At 68.7% G+C, this 25,111-nt stretch carries 26 protein-coding genes and 1 pseudogene; 16 read left to right on the top strand and 11 right to left on the bottom strand.

Going from position 1 to position 25,111, the window contains the following annotated elements; genetic code table 11:
- Positions 1–27: 27 nt before the first annotated feature.
- Positions 28–240, bottom strand: coding sequence for a DUF1059 domain-containing protein (locus C4B30_RS13665; RefSeq protein WP_027781650.1), 213 nt, complete (start codon positions 238–240; stop codon positions 28–30).
- A gap of 205 nt (positions 241–445) precedes the next feature.
- Entirely contained in the window at positions 446–1,351 is a 906-nt protein-coding gene (locus C4B30_RS13670) for an HTH-type transcriptional regulator ArgP (RefSeq protein ID WP_027781649.1), read from the bottom strand.
- Between the two features lie 307 nt (positions 1,352–1,658).
- Here C4B30_RS13670 and C4B30_RS13675 point away from each other — a divergent pair, with 307 nt between their 5' ends.
- Entirely contained in the window at positions 1,659–2,729 is a 1,071-nt protein-coding gene (locus C4B30_RS13675) for an MBL fold metallo-hydrolase (RefSeq protein ID WP_027781648.1), read from the top strand.
- A gap of 125 nt (positions 2,730–2,854) precedes the next feature.
- Positions 2,855–3,514 (top strand): glutathione S-transferase family protein, encoded by a 660-nt coding sequence (locus C4B30_RS13680; protein ID WP_027781647.1) that lies wholly within the window; start codon positions 2,855–2,857, stop codon positions 3,512–3,514.
- 99 nt (positions 3,515–3,613) lie between these two features.
- On the opposite strand, the gene C4B30_RS13685 is transcribed toward C4B30_RS13680, so the two are convergent.
- Both C4B30_RS13685 and C4B30_RS13690 read right to left on the bottom strand, forming a co-directional pair.
- A complete protein-coding gene (locus tag C4B30_RS13685; protein WP_027781646.1) occupies positions 3,614–4,306 on the bottom strand; it encodes a phosphatase PAP2 family protein in 693 nt (230 codons plus the stop codon).
- 424 nt (positions 4,307–4,730) lie between these two features.
- Positions 4,731–5,963 carry an MFS transporter gene (locus tag C4B30_RS13690; RefSeq protein ID WP_027781645.1) on the bottom strand — a complete coding sequence of 411 codons (1,233 nt, stop codon included), beginning with the start codon at positions 5,961–5,963 and terminating at the stop codon, positions 4,731–4,733.
- 101 nt (positions 5,964–6,064) lie between these two features.
- On the opposite strand from C4B30_RS13690, the gene C4B30_RS13695 reads away from it, so the two are divergent.
- On the top strand, positions 6,065–7,048 hold the full coding sequence (locus C4B30_RS13695) for a LysR family transcriptional regulator (protein WP_027781644.1): 984 nt from the start codon (positions 6,065–6,067) through the stop codon (positions 7,046–7,048).
- Positions 7,049–7,077: 29 nt separating this feature from the next.
- Here C4B30_RS13695 and C4B30_RS13700 read toward each other — a convergent pair whose 3' ends face one another.
- Both C4B30_RS13700 and C4B30_RS13705 read right to left on the bottom strand, forming a co-directional pair.
- The gene (locus C4B30_RS13700) at positions 7,078–7,716 is read right to left on the bottom strand and encodes a 2-hydroxychromene-2-carboxylate isomerase (RefSeq protein ID WP_027781643.1); all 639 of its coding nucleotides are present in this window, start codon (positions 7,714–7,716) and stop codon (positions 7,078–7,080) included.
- Between the two features lie 145 nt (positions 7,717–7,861).
- Positions 7,862–8,680, bottom strand: a complete 819-nt coding sequence (locus tag C4B30_RS13705; protein ID WP_027781642.1) for an IclR family transcriptional regulator — start codon at positions 8,678–8,680, stop codon at positions 7,862–7,864.
- Positions 8,681–8,852: 172 nt separating this feature from the next.
- Between C4B30_RS13705 and C4B30_RS13710 the strand changes: the two genes are divergently transcribed.
- From C4B30_RS13710 to C4B30_RS13725, 4 genes are all read left to right on the top strand, one after another.
- The gene (locus C4B30_RS13710; RefSeq protein ID WP_027781641.1) at positions 8,853–9,839 is read left to right on the top strand and encodes a hydroxymethylglutaryl-CoA lyase; all 987 of its coding nucleotides are present in this window, start codon (positions 8,853–8,855) and stop codon (positions 9,837–9,839) included.
- Entirely contained in the window at positions 9,836–11,128 is a 1,293-nt protein-coding gene (locus C4B30_RS13715; protein WP_027781640.1) for a CaiB/BaiF CoA transferase family protein, read from the top strand. The genes C4B30_RS13710 and C4B30_RS13715 overlap by 4 nt, the downstream gene beginning before the upstream one ends.
- Positions 11,129–11,210: 82 nt before the next feature.
- The gene (locus C4B30_RS13720) at positions 11,211–12,515 is read left to right on the top strand and encodes an MFS transporter (RefSeq protein WP_027781639.1); all 1,305 of its coding nucleotides are present in this window, start codon (positions 11,211–11,213) and stop codon (positions 12,513–12,515) included.
- A 1-nt stretch (position 12,516) separates the two neighbouring features.
- Positions 12,517–13,632, top strand: coding sequence for an amidohydrolase family protein (locus C4B30_RS13725; protein WP_027781638.1), 1,116 nt, complete (start codon positions 12,517–12,519; stop codon positions 13,630–13,632).
- Positions 13,633–13,647: 15 nt separating this feature from the next.
- On the opposite strand, the gene C4B30_RS13730 is transcribed toward C4B30_RS13725, so the two are convergent.
- The 3 genes from C4B30_RS13730 to C4B30_RS13740 all read right to left on the bottom strand — a co-directional run bounded on the left by C4B30_RS13730 (position 13,648) and on the right by C4B30_RS13740 (position 15,066).
- On the bottom strand, positions 13,648–14,124 hold the full coding sequence (locus C4B30_RS13730) for an SRPBCC family protein (RefSeq protein ID WP_027781637.1): 477 nt from the start codon (positions 14,122–14,124) through the stop codon (positions 13,648–13,650).
- A 119-nt stretch (positions 14,125–14,243) separates the two neighbouring features.
- Positions 14,244–14,729 (bottom strand): SRPBCC family protein, encoded by a 486-nt coding sequence (locus C4B30_RS13735; RefSeq protein ID WP_027781636.1) that lies wholly within the window; start codon positions 14,727–14,729, stop codon positions 14,244–14,246.
- The gene (locus C4B30_RS13740) at positions 14,701–15,066 is read right to left on the bottom strand and encodes an ArsR/SmtB family transcription factor (protein ID WP_027781635.1); all 366 of its coding nucleotides are present in this window, start codon (positions 15,064–15,066) and stop codon (positions 14,701–14,703) included. Before C4B30_RS13740 ends, C4B30_RS13735 begins: the two co-directional genes overlap by 29 nt.
- Before the next feature lie 204 nt (positions 15,067–15,270).
- Between C4B30_RS13740 and C4B30_RS13745 the strand changes: the two genes are divergently transcribed.
- On the top strand, positions 15,271–15,801 hold the full coding sequence (locus tag C4B30_RS13745; protein ID WP_027781634.1) for a GNAT family N-acetyltransferase: 531 nt from the start codon (positions 15,271–15,273) through the stop codon (positions 15,799–15,801).
- A gap of 25 nt (positions 15,802–15,826) precedes the next feature.
- The gene (locus C4B30_RS13750) at positions 15,827–16,405 is read left to right on the top strand and encodes a hypothetical protein (RefSeq protein WP_105132600.1); all 579 of its coding nucleotides are present in this window, start codon (positions 15,827–15,829) and stop codon (positions 16,403–16,405) included.
- A 46-nt stretch (positions 16,406–16,451) separates the two neighbouring features.
- On the opposite strand, the gene C4B30_RS13755 is transcribed toward C4B30_RS13750, so the two are convergent.
- Positions 16,452–17,036, bottom strand: coding sequence for a TetR/AcrR family transcriptional regulator (locus C4B30_RS13755; RefSeq protein ID WP_027781632.1), 585 nt, complete (start codon positions 17,034–17,036; stop codon positions 16,452–16,454).
- A 342-nt stretch (positions 17,037–17,378) separates the two neighbouring features.
- Here C4B30_RS13755 and C4B30_RS13760 point away from each other — a divergent pair, with 342 nt between their 5' ends.
- On the top strand, positions 17,379–18,083 hold the full coding sequence (locus tag C4B30_RS13760) for an SDR family oxidoreductase (protein ID WP_027781631.1): 705 nt from the start codon (positions 17,379–17,381) through the stop codon (positions 18,081–18,083).
- Positions 18,084–18,132: 49 nt separating this feature from the next.
- On the opposite strand, the gene fabV is transcribed toward C4B30_RS13760, so the two are convergent.
- Positions 18,133–19,335: an enoyl-ACP reductase FabV gene (gene fabV, locus C4B30_RS13765; RefSeq protein ID WP_027781630.1), complete on the bottom strand. Its 1,203-nt coding sequence runs from the start codon at positions 19,333–19,335 to the stop codon at positions 18,133–18,135.
- Between the two features lie 163 nt (positions 19,336–19,498).
- On the opposite strand from fabV, the gene C4B30_RS13775 reads away from it, so the two are divergent.
- The 6 genes and pseudogenes from C4B30_RS13775 (at position 19,499) to C4B30_RS13800 (ending at position 25,063) form a co-directional block, all read left to right on the top strand.
- The gene (locus tag C4B30_RS13775; RefSeq protein WP_006480371.1) at positions 19,499–20,032 is read left to right on the top strand and encodes a GbsR/MarR family transcriptional regulator; all 534 of its coding nucleotides are present in this window, start codon (positions 19,499–19,501) and stop codon (positions 20,030–20,032) included.
- 88 nt (positions 20,033–20,120) lie between these two features.
- On the top strand, positions 20,121–21,440 hold the full coding sequence (locus tag C4B30_RS13780; RefSeq protein ID WP_105132659.1) for an SDR family oxidoreductase: 1,320 nt from the start codon (positions 20,121–20,123) through the stop codon (positions 21,438–21,440).
- Positions 21,437–21,907 carry a DUF2269 family protein gene (locus C4B30_RS13785; RefSeq protein ID WP_105132602.1) on the top strand — a complete coding sequence of 157 codons (471 nt, stop codon included), beginning with the start codon at positions 21,437–21,439 and terminating at the stop codon, positions 21,905–21,907. Before C4B30_RS13780 ends, C4B30_RS13785 begins: the two co-directional genes overlap by 4 nt.
- A gap of 94 nt (positions 21,908–22,001) precedes the next feature.
- A pseudogene (locus tag C4B30_RS13790) lies at positions 22,002–22,871 on the top strand (thiol-disulfide oxidoreductase DCC family protein).
- Complete coding sequence (locus C4B30_RS13795) at positions 22,868–24,367, top strand: TIGR01777 family oxidoreductase (RefSeq protein WP_105132603.1); 1,500 nt, start codon at positions 22,868–22,870, stop codon at positions 24,365–24,367. Before C4B30_RS13790 ends, C4B30_RS13795 begins: the two are co-directional and overlap by 4 nt.
- Before the next feature lie 72 nt (positions 24,368–24,439).
- Complete coding sequence (locus tag C4B30_RS13800) at positions 24,440–25,063, top strand: glutathione S-transferase family protein (RefSeq protein ID WP_105132604.1); 624 nt, start codon at positions 24,440–24,442, stop codon at positions 25,061–25,063.
- Positions 25,064–25,111: the final 48 nt, after the last annotated feature.

A 25,111-nucleotide genomic window follows, 5' to 3' on the forward strand; every position in this document is an offset into this window, starting at 1 on the left:
TCGGTCGATCCGCGTCGTGCCGGCGGATTACGCTTGCGGCGGCGTGTCGACGGGTGGCGCGCCGTCGCGGAACAGCGATTTGAGCTGCGTGCGCAGTTCGGCGCTGTCGGTGTGCTGGTGCACCGAGACCGCATGTTGCACGGCGGCCTCCAGCAGTTCGTTGTCGGAGTCAGCGGAAATTGCGACCGAGCAGTGCATCGCGCTGGGAAACTCGCGGCAATCGATATAGCGGCGGGACATGATGTTCTCCTCACATGAAAGGGAACGGCCGGACCTGGATGATCGGCCGCGCGGCGCGTTCGCGAGGCCGATGGAAAAAGTATAGGCGGCGCGGCTGACTTTCTCGCCGCGACGCATACCGCGCCGGTAGCGTCGATCACTCGCTCACCCGCTCACCCGCTCACCCGCTCACCCGCTCACCCGCTCACCCGCTCACCCGCCAGCGTTACGGCAACGGCGCGAGCAGCCGGCGCGCCGCTTCGACGACCCGTGCGGACAGCGACGCCATCGTCGGGGACTGCACGGTCCACGCGTGCCAGTACAGCGTGACGTCGGTCGGATGCGCGGGCGCGAGATCGACGAGCCCCTGCGCGTCGAGCGGCGCGGTGCCGATCAGCGGCTCCGGCACCATCGCGTAGCCGAGCCCGTGCCGCACCGCGGCGAAGTGCGAATGAGTGCCGGGCACGTAGTGGCACGGGTACGCGCCCTCGGGTAACCCGAACTTCTCCTTCAGAAACGACGATTGCAGCGTGTCGCGCCGCGAATACGCGACGACGGGTGCGCGGCGGGCGCTCGTGCGGTTCAGCCCGCGCGGAAACCAGCGCACCGCGAACGTGGCGGCCGCGAGCAGCCGGTAGCGCATCGTGCCGAGCGGCGTCGCGATGCAGCCGCGCATCGGCTTGGGCTCGGTCGTCACGCAGCCGACCGCCATCCCGCTTTCGAGCAGCGCGAACGTGTGATCCTGATCCTCGACGATCAGTTCGAACAGGATCCGCTCGCCCGCGAGCACGGACGTCAGCGCGGGCAGGAACCACGTGCCGAGACTGTCGGCGTTCAGCGCGATCGTCACGGAGATCGGCGATGCGCGCTCGGTCGCGAGCGTGCTCTGCAGGTCGGCCTGCAGCAGCGCGACGCGGCGCAGGTGTTGCAGCACCCGCTGCCCGGCCACCGTCGGGCGGCACGGCCGCGTGCGCAGCACGAGCGGCGTGCCGAGGCTCGCCTCCAGCGCGCGGACCCGTTGCGTGACGGCGGACGCGGTCACGTGCAGGCGCACGGCCGCCTGCTCGAAGCTGCCGGTGTCGGCGACGGCCAGCAGCGCGGCGGCCTGCTTCGGATCGATCGTCATCGACATGTCGGGGCATTCCTGTGATCGGAGACGTGAACAGGCCGTAGTGTAAGGCAGCGTGCGCGGCCGTCCCGGCGCGGCGCATCGTCCCAGCGTGCGCGATTCGTCGTCGGAATCGGTTGCCGCGCGGAGTGATGCCGGCGGCGCGGGCATTTTGATCTACGCTGTATGAATGGGCGAAACGCGGCGGGTGCGATGCCGCTCGCGCGGTGGCGATGTCGTCATGCCGACGCCGGCGCCCGGCTGCGATATGCAGCATGCCGATCCGACTACACCTCACTGAAGAACCAGACGACGACGGAGCAACAGAGCAATGATCTTCCGGCAACTTTTCGACCCGCAATCGTCGACGTACACGTATCTGCTCGCCGACGGCGCATCGCGCGAGGCGCTGCTGATCGATCCCGTGTTCGAGCAGATGCGCCGCGACGTGGCGCTGCTCGACGAACTCGGGCTGCGGCTCGTCGCGACCGTCGACACGCACGTGCATGCCGATCACGTGACGGGCGCGTGGCTCCTGAAGCAGCACACGGGCAGCGCGATCGCGATCTCGGCCGCGAGCGGCGCGCAGGGCGCCGACCGCTACCTGAACGACGGCGACCGCTGCGCGTTCGGCTCGCGCTACCTGACCGTACGTGCGACGCCCGGCCACACGAGCGGATGCATCAGCCTCGTGCTCGACGACGAATCGATGGCGTTCACCGGCGATTGCCTGCTGATCCGCGGCACCGGCCGCACCGACTTCCAGCAGGGCGACCCGCGCGCGCTGTATCGCGCGGTGCACGGCCGGCTCTTCACGCTGCCGGCCGCGTGCCTGCTGTATCCGGCCCACGACTATCGCGGGCTCACGGTGACGAGCGTCGGCGAGGAGCGGCGCTTCAACCCGCGCCTCGGCGGCGATCTCAGCGAAGACGATTTCGCCGGCTACATGCGCAACCTCGGGCTCGCGCATCCGCGCCAGATCGACGTCGCGGTGCCGGCGAACCTCCAGTGCGGCGTCGCCGCGAACGCGCCCGATGCGCAGGCGGCTGCCGACTGGGCACCCCTCGTCTATACGTTCGCCGGTTTCTGGGAAATCGATCCGCAATGGCTCGAGGATCATCTGCCGGCCGTGCAGGTCGTCGACGTGCGCGAACCGGACGAATTCGCAGGCCCGCTCGGCCATCTGCCCGGCGCGACGCCGATCCCGCTCGGCGAACTGGCCGCGCGCATCGGCGAGATCGCGCGCGAGCGGCCGGTCGTGACCGTGTGCCGGGCCGGCGGGCGCTCCGCGCAGGCGACGGTGATCCTGAAGAAGGCCGGCTTCGACGCGGTCGCGAATCTCGGCGGCGGAATGCTGCGCTGGCGTGCCGAAGGGCGTGTCGTGACGGATGGCCGGTCGTAGCGGCCCAGGCAGTCTTCCAAAAAAATTCCGGATCGATGTCGAAACGGCCGGGCGCCGTGCGTCGTCCAGGTATCCGATCATGTGGCGCTGCACGACGCGGCGCCGAAACCCCGGGAGACCTGTCAATGATGCCGACGCTTTACGCCCATCCCTTTTCGTCCTACTGCCAGAAAGTACTGACCGCGCTGTACGAGAACGGCACGCCGTTCGACTATCGCGTGCTCGCGCACGACGATCCGAAGCCGATGCAGGAACTGACCGCGCTGTGGCCGCTGAAGCGCTTCCCGGTGCTCGTCGACGCGGGTCGTACGGTGATCGAGGCGTCGATCATCATCGAGTATCTCGGCCTGAACCATCCCGGCCCCGTGCGCCTGCTGCCCGACGATCCGCGCGCCGCGCTCGAGGCGCGGACGATGGACCGCTTCTTCGACAACTACGTGGCGACGCCGCAGCAGAAGGTCGTGTTCGATGCGCTGCGGCCGGAAGCCGAACGCGATGCGCGTGGAGTGGCGGACGCGCGCACGATGCTCGACACGTCGTATGCGTGGCTCGACAAGACGATGGCCGATCGCGAATGGGCGGCCGGCGACCGTTTCAGCCTCGCCGATTGCGGCGCGGCGCCGTTCCTGTTCTACGCGGACTGGACGCACCGGATCGACCCGGCGTTCGCGAACGTGATCGCGTACCGCAAGCGTCTGCTCGCGCGGCCGTCGTTTGCGCGCGCGGTGGACGAGGCACGGCCGTATCGTGCGTTCTTTCCGCTCGGCGCGCCCGATCGCGACTGACGGGCGCGGCCGTCGCACGGCGGGCCGCGGCCGCGCATGGCCGGCAGCGCGCGCCGGGGCGACGGAACGACAGCAGCGGCAGCATCGCGAAGGTGCCCGTCACATCGTGCGCGTGGCCGACTGCGCGAGCGTCAGCAGTTCGTCGAACTGCGTGATCAACTCGAAGCACAGCAGGAACGCGAGCGTATAGGCCGGCGCGGGGAAGCGCCGGATCATCTCCAGCACCGGCGGCGCGAATCGCGACCGGATCGCGTCGCGCGTCAGCAGCCAGGCGATCGCGATGCCGATCGCCGCGCCCGCGATCAGGTCGGTCGGATAGTGAAAGCCGAGATACGCGCGCGGCAGGCAGATGAACACGATCGAATACAGCAGCGCGACGATGCCGACGCGGCGCGCGATGATGAAGATGCCGGTCGCGATCGCCATCCACAGCATCGCGTGATCGCTCGGAAACGAACTCCATGTCTGCAGCGTCGCCGCGCGCAGTCCGGCCGACGGAAAGTGCAGGTGCAGGTCGGGGTTGTAGATCGGCCGCACGCGAAACGGCAGCACCTGGGCAAGCACGCGGCCGATGGCCAACGCGATGATCCCGCTCGCGACGGTGGCGACGACCAGCTCGCGTTGCCGTTCGCGGTGCGGGACCGGCTGGAACCACAGCCAGCACAGCACGGGAATGAGCACGAAGCCCTTGAACGTGTAGAGGCCCGCGATCACGCGGATCGCGTGATTCATCAACGGGCCGAACGTCACGTGGGTGAGGAAGATCTGGATCGTGGTGTCGAAATCGTTCATGTCCTGTGCGACCCGGGCGGACGCGCAGCGCATGACGAGCGGCCGGCTGGATCGGAAAGCGCGCTCGCACGGAGCGCAACGGGGGCAAGTATGTCACCCGTTATTTCGAAGAAAATACGAAAAAATACCGGGAATCCCCTGATAAACCGGAGCTGCATGGTGGGGCCGGATGGGAGCGCGCCGTCCCGTGCGGCAGGGTCGAATCATCCGACGTTTGCGTGCGGGCGCGCACGTGCGCCGGAAAAATATTTGGGTGAACTGGACAATTCGACAGGCCGTTGCGGACCTTGCGCCGGATGAATGATTGCCGCGCTGGAACGGTGCGAATCTGCCGGGCGGCGCAGCGTCATGCGCGCGCCGATCAAAAATAAAAAAACGGGCAAGCCTCGTGGGCTTGCCCGCCGGCGTGACGCGATGCCCGTCTTCAGTTGCGCCACACCCGCACGGCGAGCGCGGCCAGCGACGTCGCGACGGCCAGCGCGGTCACCGCGTTCCAGCCCAGTTGCGCGAGCAACAAACTGCCGAGCGCGGCGCCGGCCGCCATCCCGATGAACATGCCGACGAACAGCACTGCGTTGAGGCGGCTGCGCGACGCGGGATCGATCCGGTAGACGATCGACTGGTGCGCGATCAGCGTGGCCTGCACGCCGAGATCGAAGCCGATCGTCGCCAGCGCGAGCAGGACGAGCTGCGCATGCGGCGACATCAGCGGCGCAGCGGCCATCGACGCGAACGACGCCGTCGCGATGCCGATACCGATCCGCGTGACACGCTCGGGGCCGTGGTGGTCGGCGAGCCGCCCGGCGATCGGGGCGGCCAGCGCGCCCGCGGCGCCCGCGAGGCCGAACGCACCGGCGGCCGCGCTGCCGAGGTGGAACGGCGCACCGTGCAGCATCACCGCGAGCGTCGACCAGAACGCGCTGAAACCGATGGCCAGCAGCCCCTGCGCGAGGGCGGCGCGGCGCAGTGCCGAATGGTCGCGCCACAGCGCGCCGAGCGAGCCGATCAGCGCGCGATACGGCAGCCGCGTGGTCGGCTCGAAGCGCGGCAACCCGCGTGCGGCCACGGCGCCGATCGCGGCGACGCTGACGGCCGCGAGCGCGAACATCGCGCGCCAGCCGGCCGTCTCGGCGACGAGTCCGGCCACGACGCGCGACAGCAGGATGCCGAGCAGCAACCCCGTCATCACCGTGCCGACGATGCGGCCGCGATGCGCGTCGTGGGCGAGCGTCGCGGCGGCCGGTACGACGTCCTGCGCCATCGTCGCCGCGAGGCCGATCGCGAAGCTCGCCGCGAGCAGCAGCCCGAGCGACGGCGCGACGGCGGCCAGCAGCAGCGCGACGACCAGCGCGGCGGCCTTGGTCACGATCACGCGGCGTCGGTCGAAGCGGTCGCCGAGCGGCGCGAGCAGCAGGATGCCGAGCGCATAGCCGAGCTGCGTGAGCGTCGGCACGAAGCCGATCGCTCGCGCCGATGCGCCGAGATCGGGCGCGAGCGCGCCGAGCATCGGCTGCGCGTAGTAGAGCGGGGCAACGCCGAGGCCGGCGGCGGCCGCGAGCAGCAGCACGAGCCGGCGATCGGGCATCGAATGGGCGGCCGGATGGGCCGGGGCATGCGCCACGCGGGGCGTGGCGTCGAGACGGGTCGGGGTGGACATCGCGTACATCCTCGGTTGAAGAATGGGATGGACGCGAGTGTGGCGGTACGCGGGCGGCGACGGTAGTGCCGGCAGGCGCAGATTTGTTATACGCTACACGCATGACCGAAAAATCTTCCCCCTCTCCCGCTGCTGGCGGGTCTCGGCGCATTCAGACGGTGCCGGTGGACGGCGCCGGCTATCGTTTCGAGCTGATGGAAACCTTCGTGCGCATAGTCGAGGCCGGCAGCCTGTCGGCGGCCGCCGTGCAGTTGCATACGACGCAGCCGACCGTCAGCCGGCGGCTGCAGGCGCTGGAAAGTTCGCTCGGCATGCGGCTGCTGCAACGCACGACCCATACGATGCGGCTAACCGTCGACGGCGAGCGTTGCTTCAAGCGGGCGAAGGAGCTGCTGGCGAGCTGGGCGGCGTTCGAGGCCGATTTGCGTGGCGCGCAGGAGGAGCCGGACGGGCTGCTGCGCGTCGCGGTGCCGCACGCGTTCGGGCAGCAGCGTTTCGTGGCGCCGCTCGTGCAGTTCCTGCGCGACTATCCGCGCGTGTCGGTCGAGTGGCTGCTGCAGGACGAGGTGCGTGATTTCGTCGGCAGCGGCATCGATTGCGCGATCCAGGTCGGCGAGCCCACCGATCCGGGCGTGGTCGCGATCCGGCTGACGAAGGTGCCGCGCTTCGTGGTCGCCGCGCCGTCGGTGCTGAACGGCGCCGACGTGCCGGCCGATCCGGACGCGCTTGCCGCGCTGCCGTGGCTCGCGTTGCGCACGTACTACCGTACCGAGCTCGCGCTCACGCATGCGGCCACCGGCGACACGCGGCGCATCGCGATCCGCCCGCGCATCACGACCGCGAACCTGTATGCGCTGCGCAGCGCGGCGCTGCTGGGCGTCGGCGCGTGCGTCGGATCGTCGTGGATGCTGGCCGACGATCTCGCGCGCGGCGATCTCGTGCACCTCGCGCCCGACTGGCAGGCCGCGCCGCTGCCCGTCTACCTGACTTATCCGCATGCGCAGTTCTATCCGTCGCGGCTCGTGCGGTTCGCCGCGATGATGCGCGAGGCCGTGCCGGCGCTCGTCGAAGGGCGCGACGGCTGAAACCCGCGGCGCCCGGTGGCGGCTCGCCGTCAGCCGCGCCGGATCCCTTCGGGCAGCGCGCTGATGCGGCGTACTTCGGGCGAGTCGAGCCACGCGCGCGACGTCGCGCAGTCCACGAACATGTCGGTCGCGTCCTCGCCCCAGAACAGGTCGCCGTCGAGTGCGAAGGTCGGCACGCCGAACACGCCGTCGGCGATCGCGCGATCCGTGTTCGCGCGCAATGCATCCTTGACTGGCTGGGCCTCGACGGCCGTCACGCCTTCCGGAAAGCCGACGGCTTCGCACAGTGCGGCGAAGCCTGCCGGCGTCGATACGTCCTGGCCGTCGCGCCAGATGTGCCGGAAGATCCGCCGGATCGCGTCCGGCGAACTGCCCATCGCGATCGCGAGGCGCAGCGGCTTGATCGGATTGAACGGGTGCGCGGGCGGCATCCGGAACGCGATGCCGAGCTTGTCCGCGCGATATTGCGCATGCCGATAGGTGAACACGCGTTTGGCCGCGATCTCCGCCGGCGCTTTCTGGCCCCAGTGGGCGAGCAGCGCGCCGAGCACGATCGGCCGCGGCTCGAACGCGGCGGCGGGCGGCAACCGGTCGAACTGTTCCTGCTGCAGGTAGGCGAACGGCGAAACGAAATCGAAATACCAGGTGGCGGTACGCGCGGCGTTCATCGCGGGTGTCTCCTCGTGCGGGGCCGGTTGACGGTTGCACGCGCGGTGCGTCGCCTGCGGACGGCGCGCTGCGTGCATCGGCGGCCAGTGTCGCATGCGGCTGCCTTTCGCGCTGCCGTGTCGCCTGCCGGATGCAACCGGCTCCCTACGACTGGGCGGGGTCGTCCGCTGACGACGCGAGCCGCGCGAGGCTGTCGCGCACGGCGGCGGCGTCGTAGCGCGCGCCCGTGCCGCCGAGTGCGACGGTCGCCTTCTGCGCGAGCGGCAGCAGCATCGCGAGCGCCGCCGTCATCGCCGGCGCGGCGGCGAGCCGCGATTTCGGGCCCGACACCGTCAGCGCACCGACGCATTCGCCGGCCGCGCCGAACACGGGCACGGACGCCGATGCCGTCTCCGGATCGCGCTCGCCGTACGACGCGGCCCACAGCTGTTCGCGCACGTCGTTCCAGCGGGCGTCCTGCGTGTCGGTGAAGGCCAGTAGCACCTTCCCCGATGCGCCCTGTGCGACCGGAAACTCCTCGCCGACGCGGATCGATACGCGCACCGCCCGCGCGGGCTCGACGCGATAGAGCACGGAGCGCACGTCGCCCTGGCGCACATAGAACGATGCCGTTTCCCCGAGTTCGCGGCTCAGCGTCTCGAGTAGCGGCTCGACCACCGGGCCGACGCGGAACGAACGCTGGTACAACGCCGCGAGCCGCAACGGCTCGTGCCCGATCGCGTACTGGCCGTCATCGAGCTTGCGCATGAATCCGCCATGCTCGAGCGCGGCGAGCAGGCGCAGGATCGTGCTCTTGTATAGCCCGGTGCGGCGCGACAATTCGGCGAGCGACAGCCGGTCGTCGGTCTGGCCGAACGCCCGGAGGATCGCGAACGCGCGGTCGAGCACCGCGACGCCGCTGGACGCTTCTTCGGTCGCCGGATCGGATGCGTCGCCGGCCTGATTTGCTGGATTCGTCGGCACTACGTGCTTCCTTCGGATAACGGTCGATCGACTATATCGTTCTATCTGGCAGAACTCAAGTTCCAGAAAAACGCAATTTCACGGGTATACCCCGCTTACCGCATCTTCAACGCGCGCCTAAAGTTCTGTCAAACAGAACGATATTCTTTCAGATAGAACGATGAGGCGTCGAATGAAGGGTTCCGAACATCCGAAGGTGCTGGTCAGCGAGGTCGGGCCGCGCGACGGGCTGCAGAGCATCGAGGCCGTGATGCCGACGGCCGGCAAGCTGCGCTGGATCACCGCGCTGGCCGCGGCCGGCCTGCGCGAGATCGAGGTCGGGTCGTTCGTGCCGGCCAGACTGTTGCCGCAGATGGCCGACGTACGTGAAGTCGTGGCGCACGCGCTGGCGATTCCCGGGCTGCACGTCGCCGCGCTCGCGCCGAACCTGCGCGGCGCCGAGGGCGCATTCGACGCGGGCGTGCACAAGCTGACGCTGCCGGTCTCGGTGACGGAAGCGCACTCGCTGGCGAACATTCGCAAGACGCCCGCGCAGATGATCGACGAGGTGCGCGCGATCGTCGCGCTGCGCGACGCACGGTTTCCGTCAGTGCAGATCGAGGCGGGGGTGTCGGTTGCGTTCGGTTGCACGATTGCGGGCGCCGTCAGCGATGACGAGACGATCGCGATGGCGGTGGCGATGGCTGAATGCGGTGTCGACGAGATCGGCCTGTCCGATACCAGCGGTTATGCGAACCCCGTACAGGTGCGCCGGCTGTTCACGCGCCTGCGGCGCGAAGTCGGCGACAAGGCCGGCGGCGCGCATTTCCACAACACGCGCGGCCAGGGGCTCGCGAACGTCGTTGCGGCGCTCGATGCTGGCGTGACGACGATCGACGCCAGCCAGGGCGGCCTTGGCGGCTGCCCGTACGCGCCGGGCGCGACCGGCAACATCGTCACCGAGGATCTCGTGTTCCTGCTCGAAGCGATGGGATACGACACGGGCGTCGACGTCGACGCGCTGCTCGCCGCGCGCGCGATCCTGCATGCGGCGCTGCCGTCCGAGGCGCTATACGGCCACGTGTCCGACGCGGGGTTGCCGAAGGGGTTCCGCTATGCGGATGGCCGCGCTCCGTCCGCCGTGCAACCGGAAGGATGTCTGCCGGGAGCCGCACGATGAACGATCGGCAATCGGCCTCCGCGCTGCCGTATGCGGGCGTGCGCGTGATCGAGATGACGCACATGGTGATGGGCCCGACGTGCGGCATGCTGCTCGCGGACCTCGGCGCGGAAGTGATCAAGATCGAGCCGATCGCGGGCGACGGCACGCGGGCGCTGCGCGGCTCCGGCGCGGGCTTCTTCGGGATGTTCAACCGCAACAAGAAAAGCCTCGCGGTCGACGTGAAGGATCCGCGCGGGCTGGAGATCGTGCTGCGGCTCGTCGCGACGGCGGACGTCTTCAGCGAGAACTTCAAGAGCGGCACGATGGACCGGCTCGGTCTCGGCTATCCGGCGCTGGACGCGCTCAATCCGCGCCTCGTGTACGTGTCGCACAAGGGTTTCCTGCCGGGGCCGTACGAGCATCGCACCGCGCTCGACGAGGTCGTGCAGATGATGGGCGGCCTGGCCTACATGACGGGCCCGGAAGGGCGACCGCTGCGCGCGGGCGCGAGCGTGAACGACATCATGGGCGGCATGTTCGGCGCGATCGGTGCGATGGCCGCGCTCGCGCAGCGCGAGCGCACGGGGCGCGGCCAGCAGGTGCAGAGCGCGCTGTTCGAGAACAACGTGTTCCTCGTCGCGCAGCACATGATGCAGTTCGCGGTGACGGGGCAGGCCGCGTCGCCGATGCCGAGCCGGATTTCCGCGTGGGCCGTCTACGACGTGTTCTCCGTCAAGGACGACGAACAGATTTTTCTTGCGGTCGTGTCGGACACGCAGTGGGTGCTGTTCTGCGACGCGTTCGGCCTGACTGCGCTGAAGGAGGATCCGCGCCTCGCGACCAACAACCTGCGCGTCCAGGCGCGCGAATGGCTGCTGCCCGAACTGCGTTCGCGGCTTGCGCCGTACTCGGCCGCGGAGATCGGCGCGATCTTCGAGTCGACCGGCCTGCCGTACGCACCGATCACGAAGCCGCAGGACCTGTTCGACGATCCGCATCTGCTTGCCACGGGCGGCCTCGAAGCCGTGACGCTGCCGGCCGACGCGAGCAGCGCCGGCCGGCCGGTCGACACGCGCACGGCGCTGTTGCCGCTGACGCTCGCAGGCGAGCGCCTGCGGCTGCGCTCGGCGCCGCCCGCGCTCGGCCAGGACACGTGCGCGCTGCTCGGCGAACTCGGCTACACGCCGGACGATGCGCGTGCGCTGATCGATGCCGGCGTCGTCGCGGGGCGGTACGGCGCGGACGCCGCCGCGCACGGCGACGGGCCGGGCGGCGCGCCTTCGGCGAACGAAGTGGCGAGCGCGTAGCGCGGCCGCGATTCATCGAACGAACAAAGGCGTCCCGGCCGCGCACCGCGCGGGGAGGATCGCCGCATCCACGGAGACAACCATGACATCCGCTTCCCCGGCGCTGGCCGCCGATCGCGAGACCGACGCGGCGATCGAGCAACGCGCCGTGCGCAAGGCCGCGTGGCGCTTCATCCCGCTGCTCGCGCTCGCGTATTTCTTCAACTATCTGGATCGCACGAGCGTCGGATTCGCGGCGCTCACGATGAACCGCGATCTCGGGCTGACCGCGACGCAGTTCGGCTGGGGCGCGGGGATCATGTTTGCCGGCTATTGCGTGTTCGAAGTGCCGAGCAATCTCGCGCTGTACCGCTTCGGTGCGCGCCGCTGGCTCGCCCGCATCATGATCACGTGGGGGCTGATGGCGGCCGCGACCGCGCTCGCGACCGGGCCGACCAGCTTCTACGCGATCCGGCTGCTGCTCGGCATCGGGGAAGCCGGATTCTTTCCCGGTGTGATCTTCTTCCTCGCCGTGTGGTTTCCCGCGAGCTATCGCACGCGCGTGCTGGCGTGGTTCACCGTGTCGACGCCGCTGTCGTCGCTGGTCGGCGGCCCGCTCTCGACCTGGCTGCTGCAGCTCGACGGCGTGCTCGGGCTCGCCGGCTGGAAGTGGATGTTCATCGTCGAAGGGCTGCCTGCGTGCGCGCTCGGTTTCCTCGTACTGAAGCTGTTGTCCGATTCCCCGGAGCATGCGACATGGCTGTCGGACGACGAGCGTGCCGCGCTGCAACGCGCGTTCGAGCGCGATGGCGCCGCCGGCCGCAAGAAGCGCTTCGGCGTGGCGCTGCGCGACGTGCGCGTGTACGTGCTTGCGCTGATTTCGTTCGGCTTCACGATGGGCTCGTACGGAATCGGCATCTGGCTGCCGCAAATGCTGAAGGCGCACGGGATGTCGACGATGCAGACGGGCTGGTTGTCCGCAGTGCCGTACTTCTTCGCGACGGTCGCGCTGCTGGGGTGGGCGAAACGGGTGGACCGTCGCGGCGGCCCGATCGCGAACCTGGCGATCGGATTGTTCATCGGCGCGGTGGCGCTCGGCGTGTCGACGCATTTCCTGACCCTCGGCCCGGCGCTCGTCGGCATCACGCTCGCGCTGATCGGCACGATTGCCGGCCGCACGATCTTCTACACGCTGCCGTCGCGCTTCCTGTCCGGCCAGGCCGCGGCCGGCGGGCTGGCGCTGATCAATTCGATCGGCGCGCTCGGCGGATTCGCGGGCCCCTATCTCGTCGGCTACCTGAAGGACGGTTTCGGCACGTTCACGGCCGGGATGCTCGGCCTCGCGATCGTCCTGGCGGTCACGACACTGCTCACGCTGTCGCTGTACGCGTTCGACCGGAGCGAATGACATGACCTTTTCGATCAAACGGCGCCGGTTGATCGGTGCGACCGCCGCATCGCTCGCGCTGCCCGCGTTCGCCGACACGCCGGCCCATGACGGAGCTTCCCGGATGACGCAAAGCAACTACCTCGCGGTCCGCCCCGACTGGCTCGCGTCGGCGCTCGAACCCGCGCTCGAGCCCGACCTGCCGATCGTCGACGCGCATCATCACTTCTATGAGCGGCCGGGCTGGATCTACATGCTCGACGACTATCTGCAGGATGCGCGCTCGGGCCACAACATCCAGGCGTCCGTCTACATGCAGGCGCAGACGCGCTATCGCGATTCAGGCCCGGTGGAACTGAAGCCGGTGGGCGAAACGGCCTATGTCGCCGGCGTGACCGAGCCGCTGCAGAACGGCCCCGTGGCCGTCGCGAAAGGCATCGTCGGTCACGCGGACCTGCGGCTCGGCGCGCGCGTGCGCGACGTGCTGGAAGCGCATCTCGAAGCCGGCCGCGGGCGGTTTCGCGGCATTCGGCACCTGACGACGTGGGATGCCGATCCGACGCTCGCCAATCCGCTGTCGGCGGTGCCGCGCGGGCTGCTGCTCGATCCCGCGTACCGGGCCGGCGTCGCGCAACTTGCGCCGCTCGGGCTGTCGTACGACGCGTGGCTGTTCTTTCCGCAGTTGCCCGAATTGTTCGATCTCGCGAAAGCGAACCCCGACACGCGGATCATCGTCAACCACTGCGGTGGCGTCGTGCGGATTGCCAGCTATGCGGACAAGCGGGCAGAGGTATTCGCGCGCTGGTCGGCGTCGATGCGCACGCTCGCGCAATTGCCGAACGTATACGTGAAGGTCGGCGGCCTCGGGATGCGCATCAACGGGTTCGATTTCGAGAAAGGCGCGAAGCCGCCGTCTTCGGCGCAGCTTGCCGACGCATGGAAGCCGTGGATGATGACCTGCATCGACGCATTCGGCCCCGGGCGCTGCATGTTCGAGAGCAATTTCCCGGTCGACAAGGGGTCGTATGCGTTCGTGAACGGCTGGAACGCGTTCAAGCGACTGACCGCGCAGGCCGGCGCGGGCGAGCGCGACGCGCTGTTCCGCGGCACGGTTACGCGGGTGTACCGGCTCGGTTGACGCGCTTGCGCGGCGTCATCCGGCTTCCACCAGCGCCGCGAGCCGCGCCAGCGCCATCCGCCAGCCGGTCTCGTTGTCGGCGACCGGCACGCCGGGCGGGACGCCGTCATGCACGGCGTCCACGCGCGTGCCGCCCGCTTCGTCGGACAGCGTGATCGTGATCGTCATCGCGCCGCGCAGCATCGGGTCGTCGGTTTCGAATACATCGATCTCGACGATCTGCTGGTCCGGCACCAGCGTGACGAAGCGGCCGTGATAGGTGTCGGTGTGCGCGGTGGTCTTGCCGGTGCCGGCCGACGGCGCGTCGTAGCTCAGCGATACGCGCAGCGCGCCGCCTTCGCGTGCATCGTAAGCATGCACGCGGCAGGTCATGCCGTCGGGCACCTTCCACTGTTCGACGGCGTGCGGGTCGAGCAGCGCGCGATAGACGCGCCCGCGCGGAGCGTTCAGGTGCCGGCTGACCCGGGTCGAATGCGTGTGCGTATGCAACATGTTGCCTCCCGCGAAGCGCGCGCGACGGTGCACGCCGGTGCTCGGCGTGTCGTCGTGCTTCCTTCAGGAATCCTAGGCGCGGGCGCGGCGGCATGCAATGACCGCACGCGAAGCGGCGTTCAGCGCAGGGTGGCGGCGAAGGCGTCGAGCTGCGTGATGCAGGTGTTCCAGCCCTCGAAAAAACCGAGCGCTTCGTGGCGCTCGCGCGTCGCGGCGTCGGGATGCATCACGCGCGCCTCGTAGCGGCTGCCCGCGTCGTCGTCGGCCATCGTGACGATCGCCGTGAAGCCCAGCCACGGCGCCTGCGGCCGCCAGCCGCCCGCGAGCATCGACGTGAACGCGATGCGCGATTCCGGCACGATTTCGAGGAAGCAGCCGGGGTTGTCGCTCGTGCCGCCGTCGGGGCCGCGCATGAACGTATGGAAAGCGCCGCCCGGCCGCAGGTCGAACGCGCGTACCTCGGTGGTCCACGGCTTCGGGCACCACCATTCCTTCAGCAGTTCGGGGTCGGTCCATGCGCGCCACAGCGCATGGCGCGGCGCGCGCAACGTACGCGTGATGACGAGATCGTTGGCTTCAGCGGGTTCGACGCGGCTTGCTGACATCTTGCTCCTCCTGGTGACGGCGTTCGACGAATTCGACGAGACGATCGGATCGCGCTTCCCACTGCGCGCGCTGCGCGGCGAGCCATGCCTCGGCCTCGGTCAGCCGGCTGCCGACCAGCGCGCAGGTGCGCGAGCGGCCGGTTTTCCGGGTCGCCACGAGGCCGCTGCGCTCGAGCACGGCGACATGCTTCATGAACGACGGCAGCGCCATGTCGAACGGCGCGGCCAGCGCGGAGACGGTCCGCTCGCCCTGGCCGAGCGCGCTGACGATCGCGCAGCGCGTCGGATCGGCGAGGGCATGGAACACGTCGCTGATGCCGGGCTGAATGTTATCCATTTGGCTAAGTGTAGACGATGTCGAAACCGATGCAACGAAAATTTCCGTCGCGTACGATGATGGGGCGGTAACACGCGCCGATCGGGCGTCGCGTTGCCGCACGCCTGCCGCCGTCGCGCGAGCCTAGATACCCGGCCGGCGTTCGTTCCGATTCCGGCCCGTGCCGAACCCGTGCATGCGGCCCATCCGACTCCCGGAGATGGCATGACCGAACCTGTTACCGTGCGCCGCGTCGGCGCGAGCGAAGCGATGGCCTGTGTCGATGCGCTGGCCGACGTGCTGATCGATTGCGTCGAAGGCGGCGCATCCGTCAGCTTCATGTTGCCGATCGAGCGGCCGACCGCCGTCGCATTCTGGACGCGCGTGGCCGAGGGCGTGGCGAACGGCGAGCGCATCCTGCTCGTCGCCGAGGATACGTCCGGCCGGATCGTCGGCACCGTGCAGGTCGTGACCGTGCAGCCCGAGAACCAGCCGCATCGCGCGGACGTCGCGAAGATGCTCGTGTCGCGGCACGCGCGCCGGCAGGGCGTCGCCGCGCGGCTGATGGCGGCGGCCGACGCGGCCGCGCGCGACGCCGGCAAGACCGTGCTCGTGCTCGACACGGTGACGGGCGGCGACGCCGAGCGGCTGTACGAGCGGGCCGGCTGGCAACGCGTCGGCGTCGTGCCGAACTATGCGCTGATGCCCGACGGCGCGCTCTGCGCGACGACGTATTTCCACAAACAACTCGCGTGACGGAATCCGTCGAACCGCCGCCTCGATGAAACGCTCCCATGTCGCTTTCGCCCTCACGGGCCTGCTCGTCGCGCTGCCGATTGCCGCGTACGCGCTCGTCAAGCCGCTGCGCGTCGTCGCGCCCGCGCTGGTTCCCGGCGTGTCGTGCCCGAGCGCCGACATCTGCACGGACGATGTCGCGAAGCTCGGCGACGCGCAGCAACTCTATCGCGACGGCTACGCACGCGCGGCGGCTGCCGTCGGCGCGTTTCGCGCGGCACCGCGCGTCGTGTTCTGCGCGACGCGCACGTGCGCCGATGCGTTCGGCCTCGGCACGCGCGCGGCGCTGACGCTCGGCGATTTCGGCGTGGTGATCGCACCGCGCGGCTGGCAGACCTACTTTCTCGCGCACGAGCTGATCCATCACCGCCAGGCCGAAGTGCTCGGCAACCTCGCCGTCCTGACCAAGCCGCGCTGGCTGATCGAAGGAATGGCGTATGCGCTCAGCGACGATCCGCGCCATCCGCTCGCGCAGCCGTTCGAATCGTGGCGCACGCAGTTTGCCGCGTGGAATGCGGCGCGCGGCACGCAGCCGCTGTGGGATGCCGCGCGGGCAATCGAATAGCGCGCGAGGACGGCGCCGCCGCGTCGAAGGGCGCGCCGTTACACCGTTACGCCGACGCCACCGGATCGCCGCGTCGGCCGATCAGCGCGTCCCGCCCCGCGTCCAGAATCTCGTCGGCCAGCGCGGGATCGCTGCCTGCGATCGCGCGAGACAGCACGAGCGCACCGACCATCTGGCTGAAGACCGCAAGCGCGTCGCGGCGCGTCTGCTCCGGCGTGGCGCCGTCGGTCGCCACCATCCGTTCCAGTCGATCGAGATACGCGGCGAGCCCGTGCGCGTAGCATGCGCGCGCCGTATCGGTCAGCCGGGGCGCGTCGCCCGCGAAGCCGGATAGCGGACACCCGGCCTCGACGTCGTCGCGATGCGCGGGCGACAGATAGGCCGCCAGCTGCGCGTCGAGACTGCCGGCGTTCGGCGAATCCGCGCGGTCGGCCATCGCCTTTTCCATGACTTCGGCGACCAGCGCGTCTTTCGACTTGAAGTGGTTGTAGAAGCCGCCCTGCGTGAAGCCGGCTTCCTTCATCAGTTCCGTCAAGCCCACCGCATCGACGCCGCGCACGCGGAACAGCCGCTCCGCAGCCGCGACGATCGTGCTGCGATTCTCGGCAGCCTGCTGTCTGGATACGCCCATCGATCCCTCCCTCATTCCGGCAATTGCGCCGATTGAAAAACACAATGGCGATCACCATTGACGTGCCGGCATCCCGCTGGCACCATGCATCTCCAAGACGATGGTGATCGACATTGAGATTCAAGTGTAGCCGACTTCGCGGACGAAGCGAAGCAACCGGCGCCGCACGGATCGACGTGGATCAGGTCTTCGGTGCGCGGCGGCGCGGGCGGCGGGACTGCCTGCCGTCCGGCACCGGCGGTGCAACGGTTCAGCCCGCGTCGGCAGCGCGGTTTTTTCATTGGATCTCGACGCGTACGGCGAACCGGCGCGCACGGGATGGAATCTCGGAAAGGAACGATCATGAAGATCGAAGGTGCAGTCGTTTTCATCACGGGCGCGAACCGCGGGCTTGGCCTCGAGTTCGCGAGGCAGGCGCTCGAACGTGGCGCGCGGAAGGTCTATGCGGCGGCGCGCGATCCGGCCAGCGTGACGCTGCCGGGCGTCGTGCCCGTGAAGCTCGACGTGACGGATCCGGCGTCGGTCGCCGCGGCGGCCGACGCGGCGCGCGACGTCACGCTGCTGATCAACAACGCCGGCATCGCGCGGCTCGGTAGCCTGACCGACGACGGCGCGGTCGACGCATTACGCGCTCATCTGGAGACGAACATGTTCGGGATGCTGGCGATGTCGCGGGCATTTGCGGGTACCCTCGCGGCTCACGGCGGCGGCGCGATCCTGAACATCCTGTCGGTCGCGAGCTGGATGAACCCGCCGATCCTGTCGGGCTATGGTGTCTCGAAATCGGCCGCCTGGGCGCTGACCAACGGGCTGCGCCATTCGCTGCGCGAGCAGCGTACGCAGGTCGTCGGGCTGCATGCCGGCTTCATCGATACCGATCTGACGGCCGGTCTCGACGTGCCGAAAGCCACGCCGGCCGACGTCGTGCGCCAGGCGTACGACGCCATCGAAGCGGGGGCGGAGGAAGTGTCGACCGACGAATTCACGCGGCAGGTGAAAGCCACGCTGTCGTCGGGCGGCTATCTGGAAGAACCGGCGCTGCATTGACGCCGCCGGCAATGCGAACCCGCCGCGAGTGCGGCGGCGGGCCGCGCCGTCAGACCGTGGTGTCGATGATGCCCGGGATCTTCACGTCCGGGTTCACGTCCGCGTCGTAGTCGACGCCGGCGATCTCGAAGCCGAACAGCCGCAGGAACTCGGTCTTGTAGCCGGCGAAGTCGGTCATCTCGTACAGGTTCTCGTTCGTCACCTTGTCCCACATCGCGACGACCTTGCCCTGTACTTGCGGATCGAGCTCCTTGTAGTCCGCGCGCAGGCGGCCTTCGTCGTCGACGTGCGGCGTCGCGCCGTACAGGCTGTCCTTCAGGAGCCCGTACACCTGCTCGATGCAGCCTTCGTGCGTGCCGGTTTCCTTCATCACCTTGAACAGCAGCGACAGGTACAGCGGCATCATCGGGATCGCCGAGCTGGCCTGCGTGACGACAGCCTTCAGCACCGACACGCGGGCGTCGCCGCCGTGCGCGGCGAGCTTGTCGCGGATCGACAGCACCTTCTTGTCGAGATCCTTCTTCGCTTCGCCGATCGAGCCGTTCCAGTAGATGTCGTGCGTGATCTGCTCGCCGAGGTACGTGAACGCGGTGGTCTTCGCGCCGTCGGCCAGCACGCCGGCTTCGGCCAGCGCGTCGATCCACATCTGCCAGTCCTCGCCGCCCATCACCGCGACGGTGCCGTCGATCTCTTCCTGCGTCGCCGGTTCGAGCGACACTTCGCGGATCACTTCCTTGTCGGTGTCGAGGCCGCGGAACGTGACGGCCTTGCCGACCGGCTTGAGCGTCGAGCTGATGGTTTCGCCCGTCTTCGGGTGCGTGCGGCGCGGCGCCGCGAGGCTGTAGACCACCAGGTCGACCTTGCCGAGATCCTGCTTGATGGTGTCGATCGTGACCTGCTTGACCTTGTCGGAGAATGCGTCGCCGTTGATGCTGCGCGCATAAAGGCCTTTTTCCGCGGCGAATTTCTCGAACGCGGCGCTGTTGTACCAGCCGGCCGTGCCCGGCTTCGTTTCGCTGCCGGCGCGCTCGAAGAACACGCCGAGCGTGTCCGCGCCCGAGCCGAATGCGGCCGAGATCCGGGCGGCGAGGCCGTAGCCGGTCGACGCGCCGATCACGAGCACCTTTTTCGGGCCATTGGCGATCGGGCCGTGCGAAGTCACGTAGTCGATCTGTTCCTTGACGTTGGCTTCGCAGCCGACGGGATGAGTCGTCACGCAGATGAAGCCACGCACGCGCGGTTTGATGATCATGGAAACCTCTGTCTATCAGAAAGGCGGGGACGGCCTGAAATCGGAAAAATCCCGCGCATTGTAAAGGAAGCGGCCGATCGCGGGCGGGCGCGGCCGGAAGGTGCCGGATCGTCCGGTTATTTCTCTCTTGACAGAAATAACTGAAATGAATAAATTCCTCGACATGGAACTCACACCGATTGCCGAACGATTCATTCTCCATTGGGGCGAAATGGGCTCGCGGTGGGGCGTCAACCGCACCGTCTCGCAGATTCACGCGCTGCTTTACCTGGCCGGCCGGCCGGTGGCGGCGGACGAAATCGCCGAGACGCTCAACGTCGCGCGCTCCAACGTCAGCACGAGCCTGAAGGAACTGCAGGCGTGGCGGCTCGCGAAGGTGGTGCACGTGCTGGGCGATCGCCGCGACCACTTCGAGACGTCCACCGACATCTGGGAACTGTTCAAGCTGATCGTCGAGGGGCGGCGGCAGCGCGAGATCGAGCCGACGCTCACGGTGCTGCGCGATTGCCTGACGAACCCGGAGATCGCGAACGAGAGCCGCGAGACCGAACAGCGTATCCGCGACACGCTGCAGTTCGTCGAGACGCTCACGACGTGGTCGGACGAGATGCTGCGGCTCAAGCCCGATACGCTGATGAAGGCGCTCGGCATCGGTGCGAAGATCAGCCAGACGGTCAGGCGTAAGCCGTCGAAGTAAGCGGCGATGGACGTGCGGGCAACAGGCCCGCTTTTTTCGGGATTGTTATTTCTGTCTGTACAGAAATAACTGTAAGTAGAGGATGAAAATGAACGCAGCCTTGCCGTCGGCCTGCCCGCCCGAGCGCACCGGCGCACGCGGCATGACCGTGCTCGTGTGCGGCGCGAACGGCTTCATCGGGCGGGCGCTGTGCGCGCAACTCGAAGCCGGCGGGCATCGTGTGCTGCGCGGCGTGCGACACGCGGCCGGCCCGCACGACGTCGCGATCGACTTCGCGCGGGACGTCGATCCGCACGCGTGGCTGGCGCGGCTGAAGGGCGTCGACGTGGTGATCAACGCGGTCGGCATGCTGGCCGATCGGCGCGGCGCGACGCTCGACGTCGTGCATGGCGCCGCGCCGTGCGCGCTCTTTACCGCGTGCTGTCGTGCCGGCGTGCGGCGCGTGATCCAGATCTCGGCGCTCGGGGTCGAGCGCGGCGATACGCGGTACTTCGCGAGCAAGCTTGCGGCCGACCGTTTCCTGCAGACGCTGCCGATCGATTTCCGCATCGTGCGCCCCGCGCTCGTCTACGGGGCGGCCGGCGCGTCCGCGCGGTTTTTCCGGACGCTCGCGTCACTCCCCGTGCAGATGTTGCCGGCTGGCGGCCGTCAGCGGCTGCGCCCGGTGCATGTCGACGATCTCGCCGAAGTCGTTGCGCGGCTCGTCGTGCAAGCAGGCGATGCGCCGGCGGCGGGCAGCCGGGTGATCGACGTGGTCGGCCGCGACGAAGTCGAATACCGCGAGATGCTGGCCGGCTACCGCGCCGCGCTCGGGTTTTCGCCGGCGGCCCGCGTGACGCTGCCGGGCCCGCTGGTCGGCGCGGCGGCCACGCTGCTCGGCGCGTTGCCGGGGGCGATGCTGACGCGCGACACGTGGACGATGCTGCGCGGCGGGAACACCGGCGATCCGGCGGCCACCGCCGCCGTGCTGGGCCGGCCGCCGCGCGGTATCGGCAGCTTCATCGGTGCGGACGCCGCCGCGCTGCGCGGCGATGCGCTCGCGATGTGGCGGCGTCCGTTGTTGCAGGGCGCGCTCGCGATCGTATGGATCTGGACGGCGATCGCCAGCGCATTCATCCATCCGCTGCACGCGAGCCTCGCGCTGCTGGCGCCCGCACACCTGACGGGCCTGCCCGCACTGATTGCGCTTTACGCGGCCAGCGCGCTGGATTTCGCGTTCGGCATCGCGACCATCGCCGCGCCGTCGCGGCGCCTGTGGGCTGCGCAAGCGGCGCTGATCGTCGCGTATTCGGCGGTCATCGCGGTCACGATGCCGGGCCTGCTGGCCGAACCGTTCGGCCCCGTGCTCAAGAACGTGCCGATTCTCGCCATCCTGTTGATCCTGTTTTCAGAAGAAGAACGCACATGAATACCTATCTCGTCATCAAGGCGCTTCACATCCTGTCCTCGGTGCTGCTGGTCGGCACGGGGTTCGGCACGGCGTTCTACCTGTTCTTCGCGAACCGCACGCGGTCGGTGCCCGCGATCGCGGCCGTGTCGCGGCTCGTGGTGCGCGCCGACTGGTGGTTCACGACGCCGGCCGTGATCTTCCAGCCGGCGTCCGGCCTTTGGCTCGCGCACACGGCCGGTTGGCCGTGGCATACACCGTGGCTGCTCGCGTCGATTGGGCTGTACGCGGTCGCCGGTGCGTGCTGGTTGCCGGTCGTGTGGCTGCAGCTCGAACTTGCATCGATGGCGACGCTCGCGCACGCGAACGGCGACGCCGCGTTGCCGGAGCGCTACTGGCGCTATGCAAAGCGCTGGGAACTGCTCGGTTATCCGGCGTTCTTCGCGATGCTGACCGTCTACTTCCTGATGGTGGTCAAGCCGATGTGAGCCCGTCGCCGTCGCGCGAGAGCGGCGGCGCGCGCGTGAAGGCAGTCGATCGATCGGTTCATGATGCTTGCGATAACAAGAAGGAGTGCAAAGCATGGAATCAAGTGAATTGGTTCTCTACTTCGACGGGCGATGTCCGTTATGCGTTGCGGAAATCCGGCGTCTCGGCGCCCGCGACGCACGACACCGGCTGGCGTTCGTCGATATCGCCAAGCCGGGGTTCGATCCGGCGCCGCTGGGCGTCGACTTGCCCGCGCTGAATCGCGAACTGCATGCGCGTCTGCCCGACGGACGCATGCTGACCGGCATCGACAGCATTCTCGCTGCCTATACGCTGCTCGGGCGCGACAGGATCGTCTGGCTGCTTCGCGTGCCGGCGATGCGTGCCGTGTTCGCGCCGCTGTATCGCCGCCTGGCACGCAATCGGCATGCCGTATCGCACTGGCTCGGGTATCGAGCGGAAACCTGCTGCGAAGGGGGCGCATGCGGCATCGGTGGGGATGCCGAAAGCGCGGCAGCGAACCGCCCGGCGCACGACACGTCGCGGCGCATCGTCGTGCGCTGGATGTATGCAGCGGCGATCGTGCACCTGCTCGTCGGCGCGGCCATTCCGTGGATCGCAGGCGCATCCTCGCTCGACACGTATCACCGCGACATCGAGTGGCATTTCTGGACGGGAACCGCACCCGTAGCCGCGCGCGCCCAGCAGGTCTGGTGGCTGTCGCTGATCGCCGCGACGGTGCAGTGCGCGTCGGTCTGGATGCTCGCGCTCGTCCATCTAGGCAACCGGTTGCGGAAACGGGAAGTGTGGGGCTGACTGCTGGCCGGTCTGTCGATCTGGGCGCCGCAGGACATGTTGTTGTCGTGGCAGGCGCAGGTGTGGGGCCACGTGGCGGTCGACATCGCTGCACTCGTCGCGATGGTGCCGCCGCTGGTCTGGTTGTGGAGGAGGGATACCGCATGAACACGTTGCCTGCTTTCGACTGGGCACTCGATCTGCTGATCGTGCAGGGCGCGATAGGCGCATTCGATACGCTTTACCACCACGAACTGACGCAGGACCTGCCGCACCGCCCGCGTGCGCGGCTCGAACTCGCGATTCATGCGGTGCGATCCGTTTTGTACGGTCTCGTGTTCGCATCGATCGCGAACGTCGCGTTTCACGGCGCATGGGTCGCCGTCCTCGCGACGGTCGTGCTCGTCGAGGTGGGGCTGACGTTGTGGGATTTCGTCGTCGAGGACCAAAGCCGCAAGCTGCCGGCGACCGAGCGCGTGCTGCATACGCTGCTGGCCGTCAACGGCGGCGCGTTGTTCGGGATGCTCGCGATGCAACTGTCCGTGTGGATGCACGAGCCGACTGCGCTGCGCGCGATCGACCTCGGCTGGCGCGGCTGGCTGCTCGGCCTGTTCGCCGTCGGCGTGACGGTGTCGGGCCTGCGCGACGGGATCGCCGCGTGCCGCATCGCGCAACGTGCGCCGGCCGCCAACCCGTTTGCGGGGCAGCGGCCGGGCAACGTGCTCGTCACCGGCGGGACCGGCTTCATCGGCGAAACGCTCGTGAACCAGTTGCTCGATGTGGGACATACGGTCACGTTGCTGGCGCGCGATCCGCTGCGCGCGGCCTACCTGTTTCAAGGCCGCGTGCGCAGCGTGACGTCCGCCGGCCAGTTGCAGCCGCACGAGCGCTTCGACACGGTCGTCAATCTTGCCGGGGCGCCCGTGCTGGGCGCGCGCTGGAGCAAGCGCAGGCAGGCGCTGCTGCTCGCCAGCCGCGTCGGCGTCACGCAGGCGCTGATGCGTTGGGTCGAGACCGCCGAGGTCAAGCCTCGCACGTGGATCCAGGCGTCCGCGATCGGCTACTACGGCGCGCGGCCGGGCGACGAACGGCTCGACGAGGGCAGCAGCGCAGGCGCGGGCTTCATGTCGGCGCTGTGCCGGCAGTGGGAGGCGGCCGCACAGCCGCTCGAACGCCACGGCGTGCGCGCGGTGGTGCTGCGGCTGGGCATCGTGTTCGGCCCCGGCGGGGCGTTGCGCCCGATGCTGCTGCCGCATTACTTCGGGCTGGGCGGTCGATTGGGCGATGGCGCGCAGGTGATGAGCTGGATTCACCGCGACGACGTGCTGCGCGTCGTCGCACGCGCGATGTCGCATGCAGGCATGCGCGGCGTCTACAACGCGGTCGCACCGGTGCCGCTGACCCAGCGCGCGTTCGTGCAGGTCGTGACGAAGGTGCTGCGCCGCCCCGCGTGGCTGCACGTGCCGGCCGCGCCGCTGCGCGCCGCGATGGGCGAGATGGCCGAACTGCTGCTGGACGGGCAGCGCGTGCTGCCGGCACGGCTGCATCAGGACGGATTCATGTTCCGCTTCCCGACGGCCGAGCACGCGCTGCGCGACCTGACGAATCGGCCGCACACCGATTTCGCGCCCACGGCCTGCCGTTTCCCGCGCGGTCGTGTATAAATTCGGCGTGAACGCATTCGGAGCGTGCCGCGCGCCCCGAACGCTCCGCACCCGACCCCACAAGGAGACTGCATGCTGCACGTCCTCGGCAAGATTCCGTCCATCAACGTCCGCAAGGTGCTGTGGCTGTGCACCGAACTGAACCTGCCGTTCGATCAGGAAGACTGGGGCGCGGGCTTTCGCACGACCCACGAACCGGCCTATCTCGCGCTGAATCCGAACGCGCTCGTGCCCGTCATCAAGGACGACGATTTCGTGCTCTGGGAATCGAACACGATCATCCGCTACCTCGCGAACCGCTACGGCGGCGATGCGCTGTATCCGGCCGAGCCGCAGGCGCGTGCGCGGGTCGACCAGTGGATCGACTGGCAGGGCTCGGACCTGAACCGCTCGTGGGTCGGCGCATTCCTCGGTCTCGTGCGCAAATCGCCCGATCACCAGGATCCGGACGGCATCGCGCTGTCGATCGCGGGCTGGACGAAGCACATGCAGGTGCTGAATGCGCAGCTCGAAAAGACCGGTGCGTACGTGGCGGGCAACACGTTCACGCTCGCGGACATTCCGATCGGCCTGTCGGTGAACCGCTGGTTCGGCACGCCGTTCGAGCATCCGGACCTGCCGGCGGTGTCGCGCTATATCGAACGTCTCGCGACGCGCGAGGGTTTCAAGCAGTACGCGGGCAGCGCGAATCCGTAATGCAGCGCGGATAGCGCGTGAAGCGGCGGCGTCACTGCCGCCGCTTCA

It is taken from the genome of Burkholderia sp. BE12 (assembly GCF_002959955.1).
GTDB lineage: Bacteria > Pseudomonadota > Gammaproteobacteria > Burkholderiales > Burkholderiaceae > Burkholderia.

Excerpts from the sequence above, each read along its gene's own strand:
- C4B30_RS13665 (WP_027781650.1), bottom strand. The coding sequence starts at position 240 with ATGTCCCGCCGCTATATCGATTGCCGCGAGTTTCCCAGCGCGATGCAC.
- C4B30_RS13670 (WP_027781649.1), bottom strand. The coding sequence starts at position 1,351 with ATGTCGATGACGATCGATCCGAAGCAGGCCGCCGCGCTGCTGGCCGTC.
- C4B30_RS13675 (WP_027781648.1), top strand. The coding sequence starts at position 1,659 with ATGATCTTCCGGCAACTTTTCGACCCGCAATCGTCGACGTACACGTAT.
- C4B30_RS13680 (WP_027781647.1), top strand. The coding sequence starts at position 2,855 with ATGATGCCGACGCTTTACGCCCATCCCTTTTCGTCCTACTGCCAGAAA.
- C4B30_RS13685 (WP_027781646.1), bottom strand. The coding sequence starts at position 4,306 with ATGAACGATTTCGACACCACGATCCAGATCTTCCTCACCCACGTGACG.
- C4B30_RS13690 (WP_027781645.1), bottom strand. The coding sequence starts at position 5,963 with ATGTCCACCCCGACCCGTCTCGACGCCACGCCCCGCGTGGCGCATGCC.
- C4B30_RS13695 (WP_027781644.1), top strand. The coding sequence starts at position 6,065 with ATGACCGAAAAATCTTCCCCCTCTCCCGCTGCTGGCGGGTCTCGGCGC.
- C4B30_RS13700 (WP_027781643.1), bottom strand. The coding sequence starts at position 7,716 with ATGAACGCCGCGCGTACCGCCACCTGGTATTTCGATTTCGTTTCGCCG.
- C4B30_RS13710 (WP_027781641.1), top strand. The coding sequence starts at position 8,853 with ATGAAGGGTTCCGAACATCCGAAGGTGCTGGTCAGCGAGGTCGGGCCG.
- C4B30_RS13715 (WP_027781640.1), top strand. The coding sequence starts at position 9,836 with ATGAACGATCGGCAATCGGCCTCCGCGCTGCCGTATGCGGGCGTGCGC.
- C4B30_RS13720 (WP_027781639.1), top strand. The coding sequence starts at position 11,211 with ATGACATCCGCTTCCCCGGCGCTGGCCGCCGATCGCGAGACCGACGCG.
- C4B30_RS13725 (WP_027781638.1), top strand. The coding sequence starts at position 12,517 with ATGACCTTTTCGATCAAACGGCGCCGGTTGATCGGTGCGACCGCCGCA.
- C4B30_RS13730 (WP_027781637.1), bottom strand. The coding sequence starts at position 14,124 with ATGTTGCATACGCACACGCATTCGACCCGGGTCAGCCGGCACCTGAAC.
- C4B30_RS13735 (WP_027781636.1), bottom strand. The coding sequence starts at position 14,729 with ATGTCAGCAAGCCGCGTCGAACCCGCTGAAGCCAACGATCTCGTCATC.
- C4B30_RS13740 (WP_027781635.1), bottom strand. The coding sequence starts at position 15,066 with ATGGATAACATTCAGCCCGGCATCAGCGACGTGTTCCATGCCCTCGCC.
- C4B30_RS13745 (WP_027781634.1), top strand. The coding sequence starts at position 15,271 with ATGACCGAACCTGTTACCGTGCGCCGCGTCGGCGCGAGCGAAGCGATG.
- C4B30_RS13750 (WP_105132600.1), top strand. The coding sequence starts at position 15,827 with ATGAAACGCTCCCATGTCGCTTTCGCCCTCACGGGCCTGCTCGTCGCG.
- C4B30_RS13755 (WP_027781632.1), bottom strand. The coding sequence starts at position 17,036 with ATGGGCGTATCCAGACAGCAGGCTGCCGAGAATCGCAGCACGATCGTC.
- C4B30_RS13760 (WP_027781631.1), top strand. The coding sequence starts at position 17,379 with ATGAAGATCGAAGGTGCAGTCGTTTTCATCACGGGCGCGAACCGCGGG.
- fabV (WP_027781630.1), bottom strand. The coding sequence starts at position 19,335 with ATGATCATCAAACCGCGCGTGCGTGGCTTCATCTGCGTGACGACTCAT.
- C4B30_RS13775 (WP_006480371.1), top strand. The coding sequence starts at position 19,499 with ATGGAACTCACACCGATTGCCGAACGATTCATTCTCCATTGGGGCGAA.
- C4B30_RS13780 (WP_105132659.1), top strand. The coding sequence starts at position 20,121 with ATGAACGCAGCCTTGCCGTCGGCCTGCCCGCCCGAGCGCACCGGCGCA.
- C4B30_RS13785 (WP_105132602.1), top strand. The coding sequence starts at position 21,437 with ATGAATACCTATCTCGTCATCAAGGCGCTTCACATCCTGTCCTCGGTG.
- C4B30_RS13795 (WP_105132603.1), top strand. The coding sequence starts at position 22,868 with ATGAACACGTTGCCTGCTTTCGACTGGGCACTCGATCTGCTGATCGTG.
- C4B30_RS13800 (WP_105132604.1), top strand. The coding sequence starts at position 24,440 with ATGCTGCACGTCCTCGGCAAGATTCCGTCCATCAACGTCCGCAAGGTG.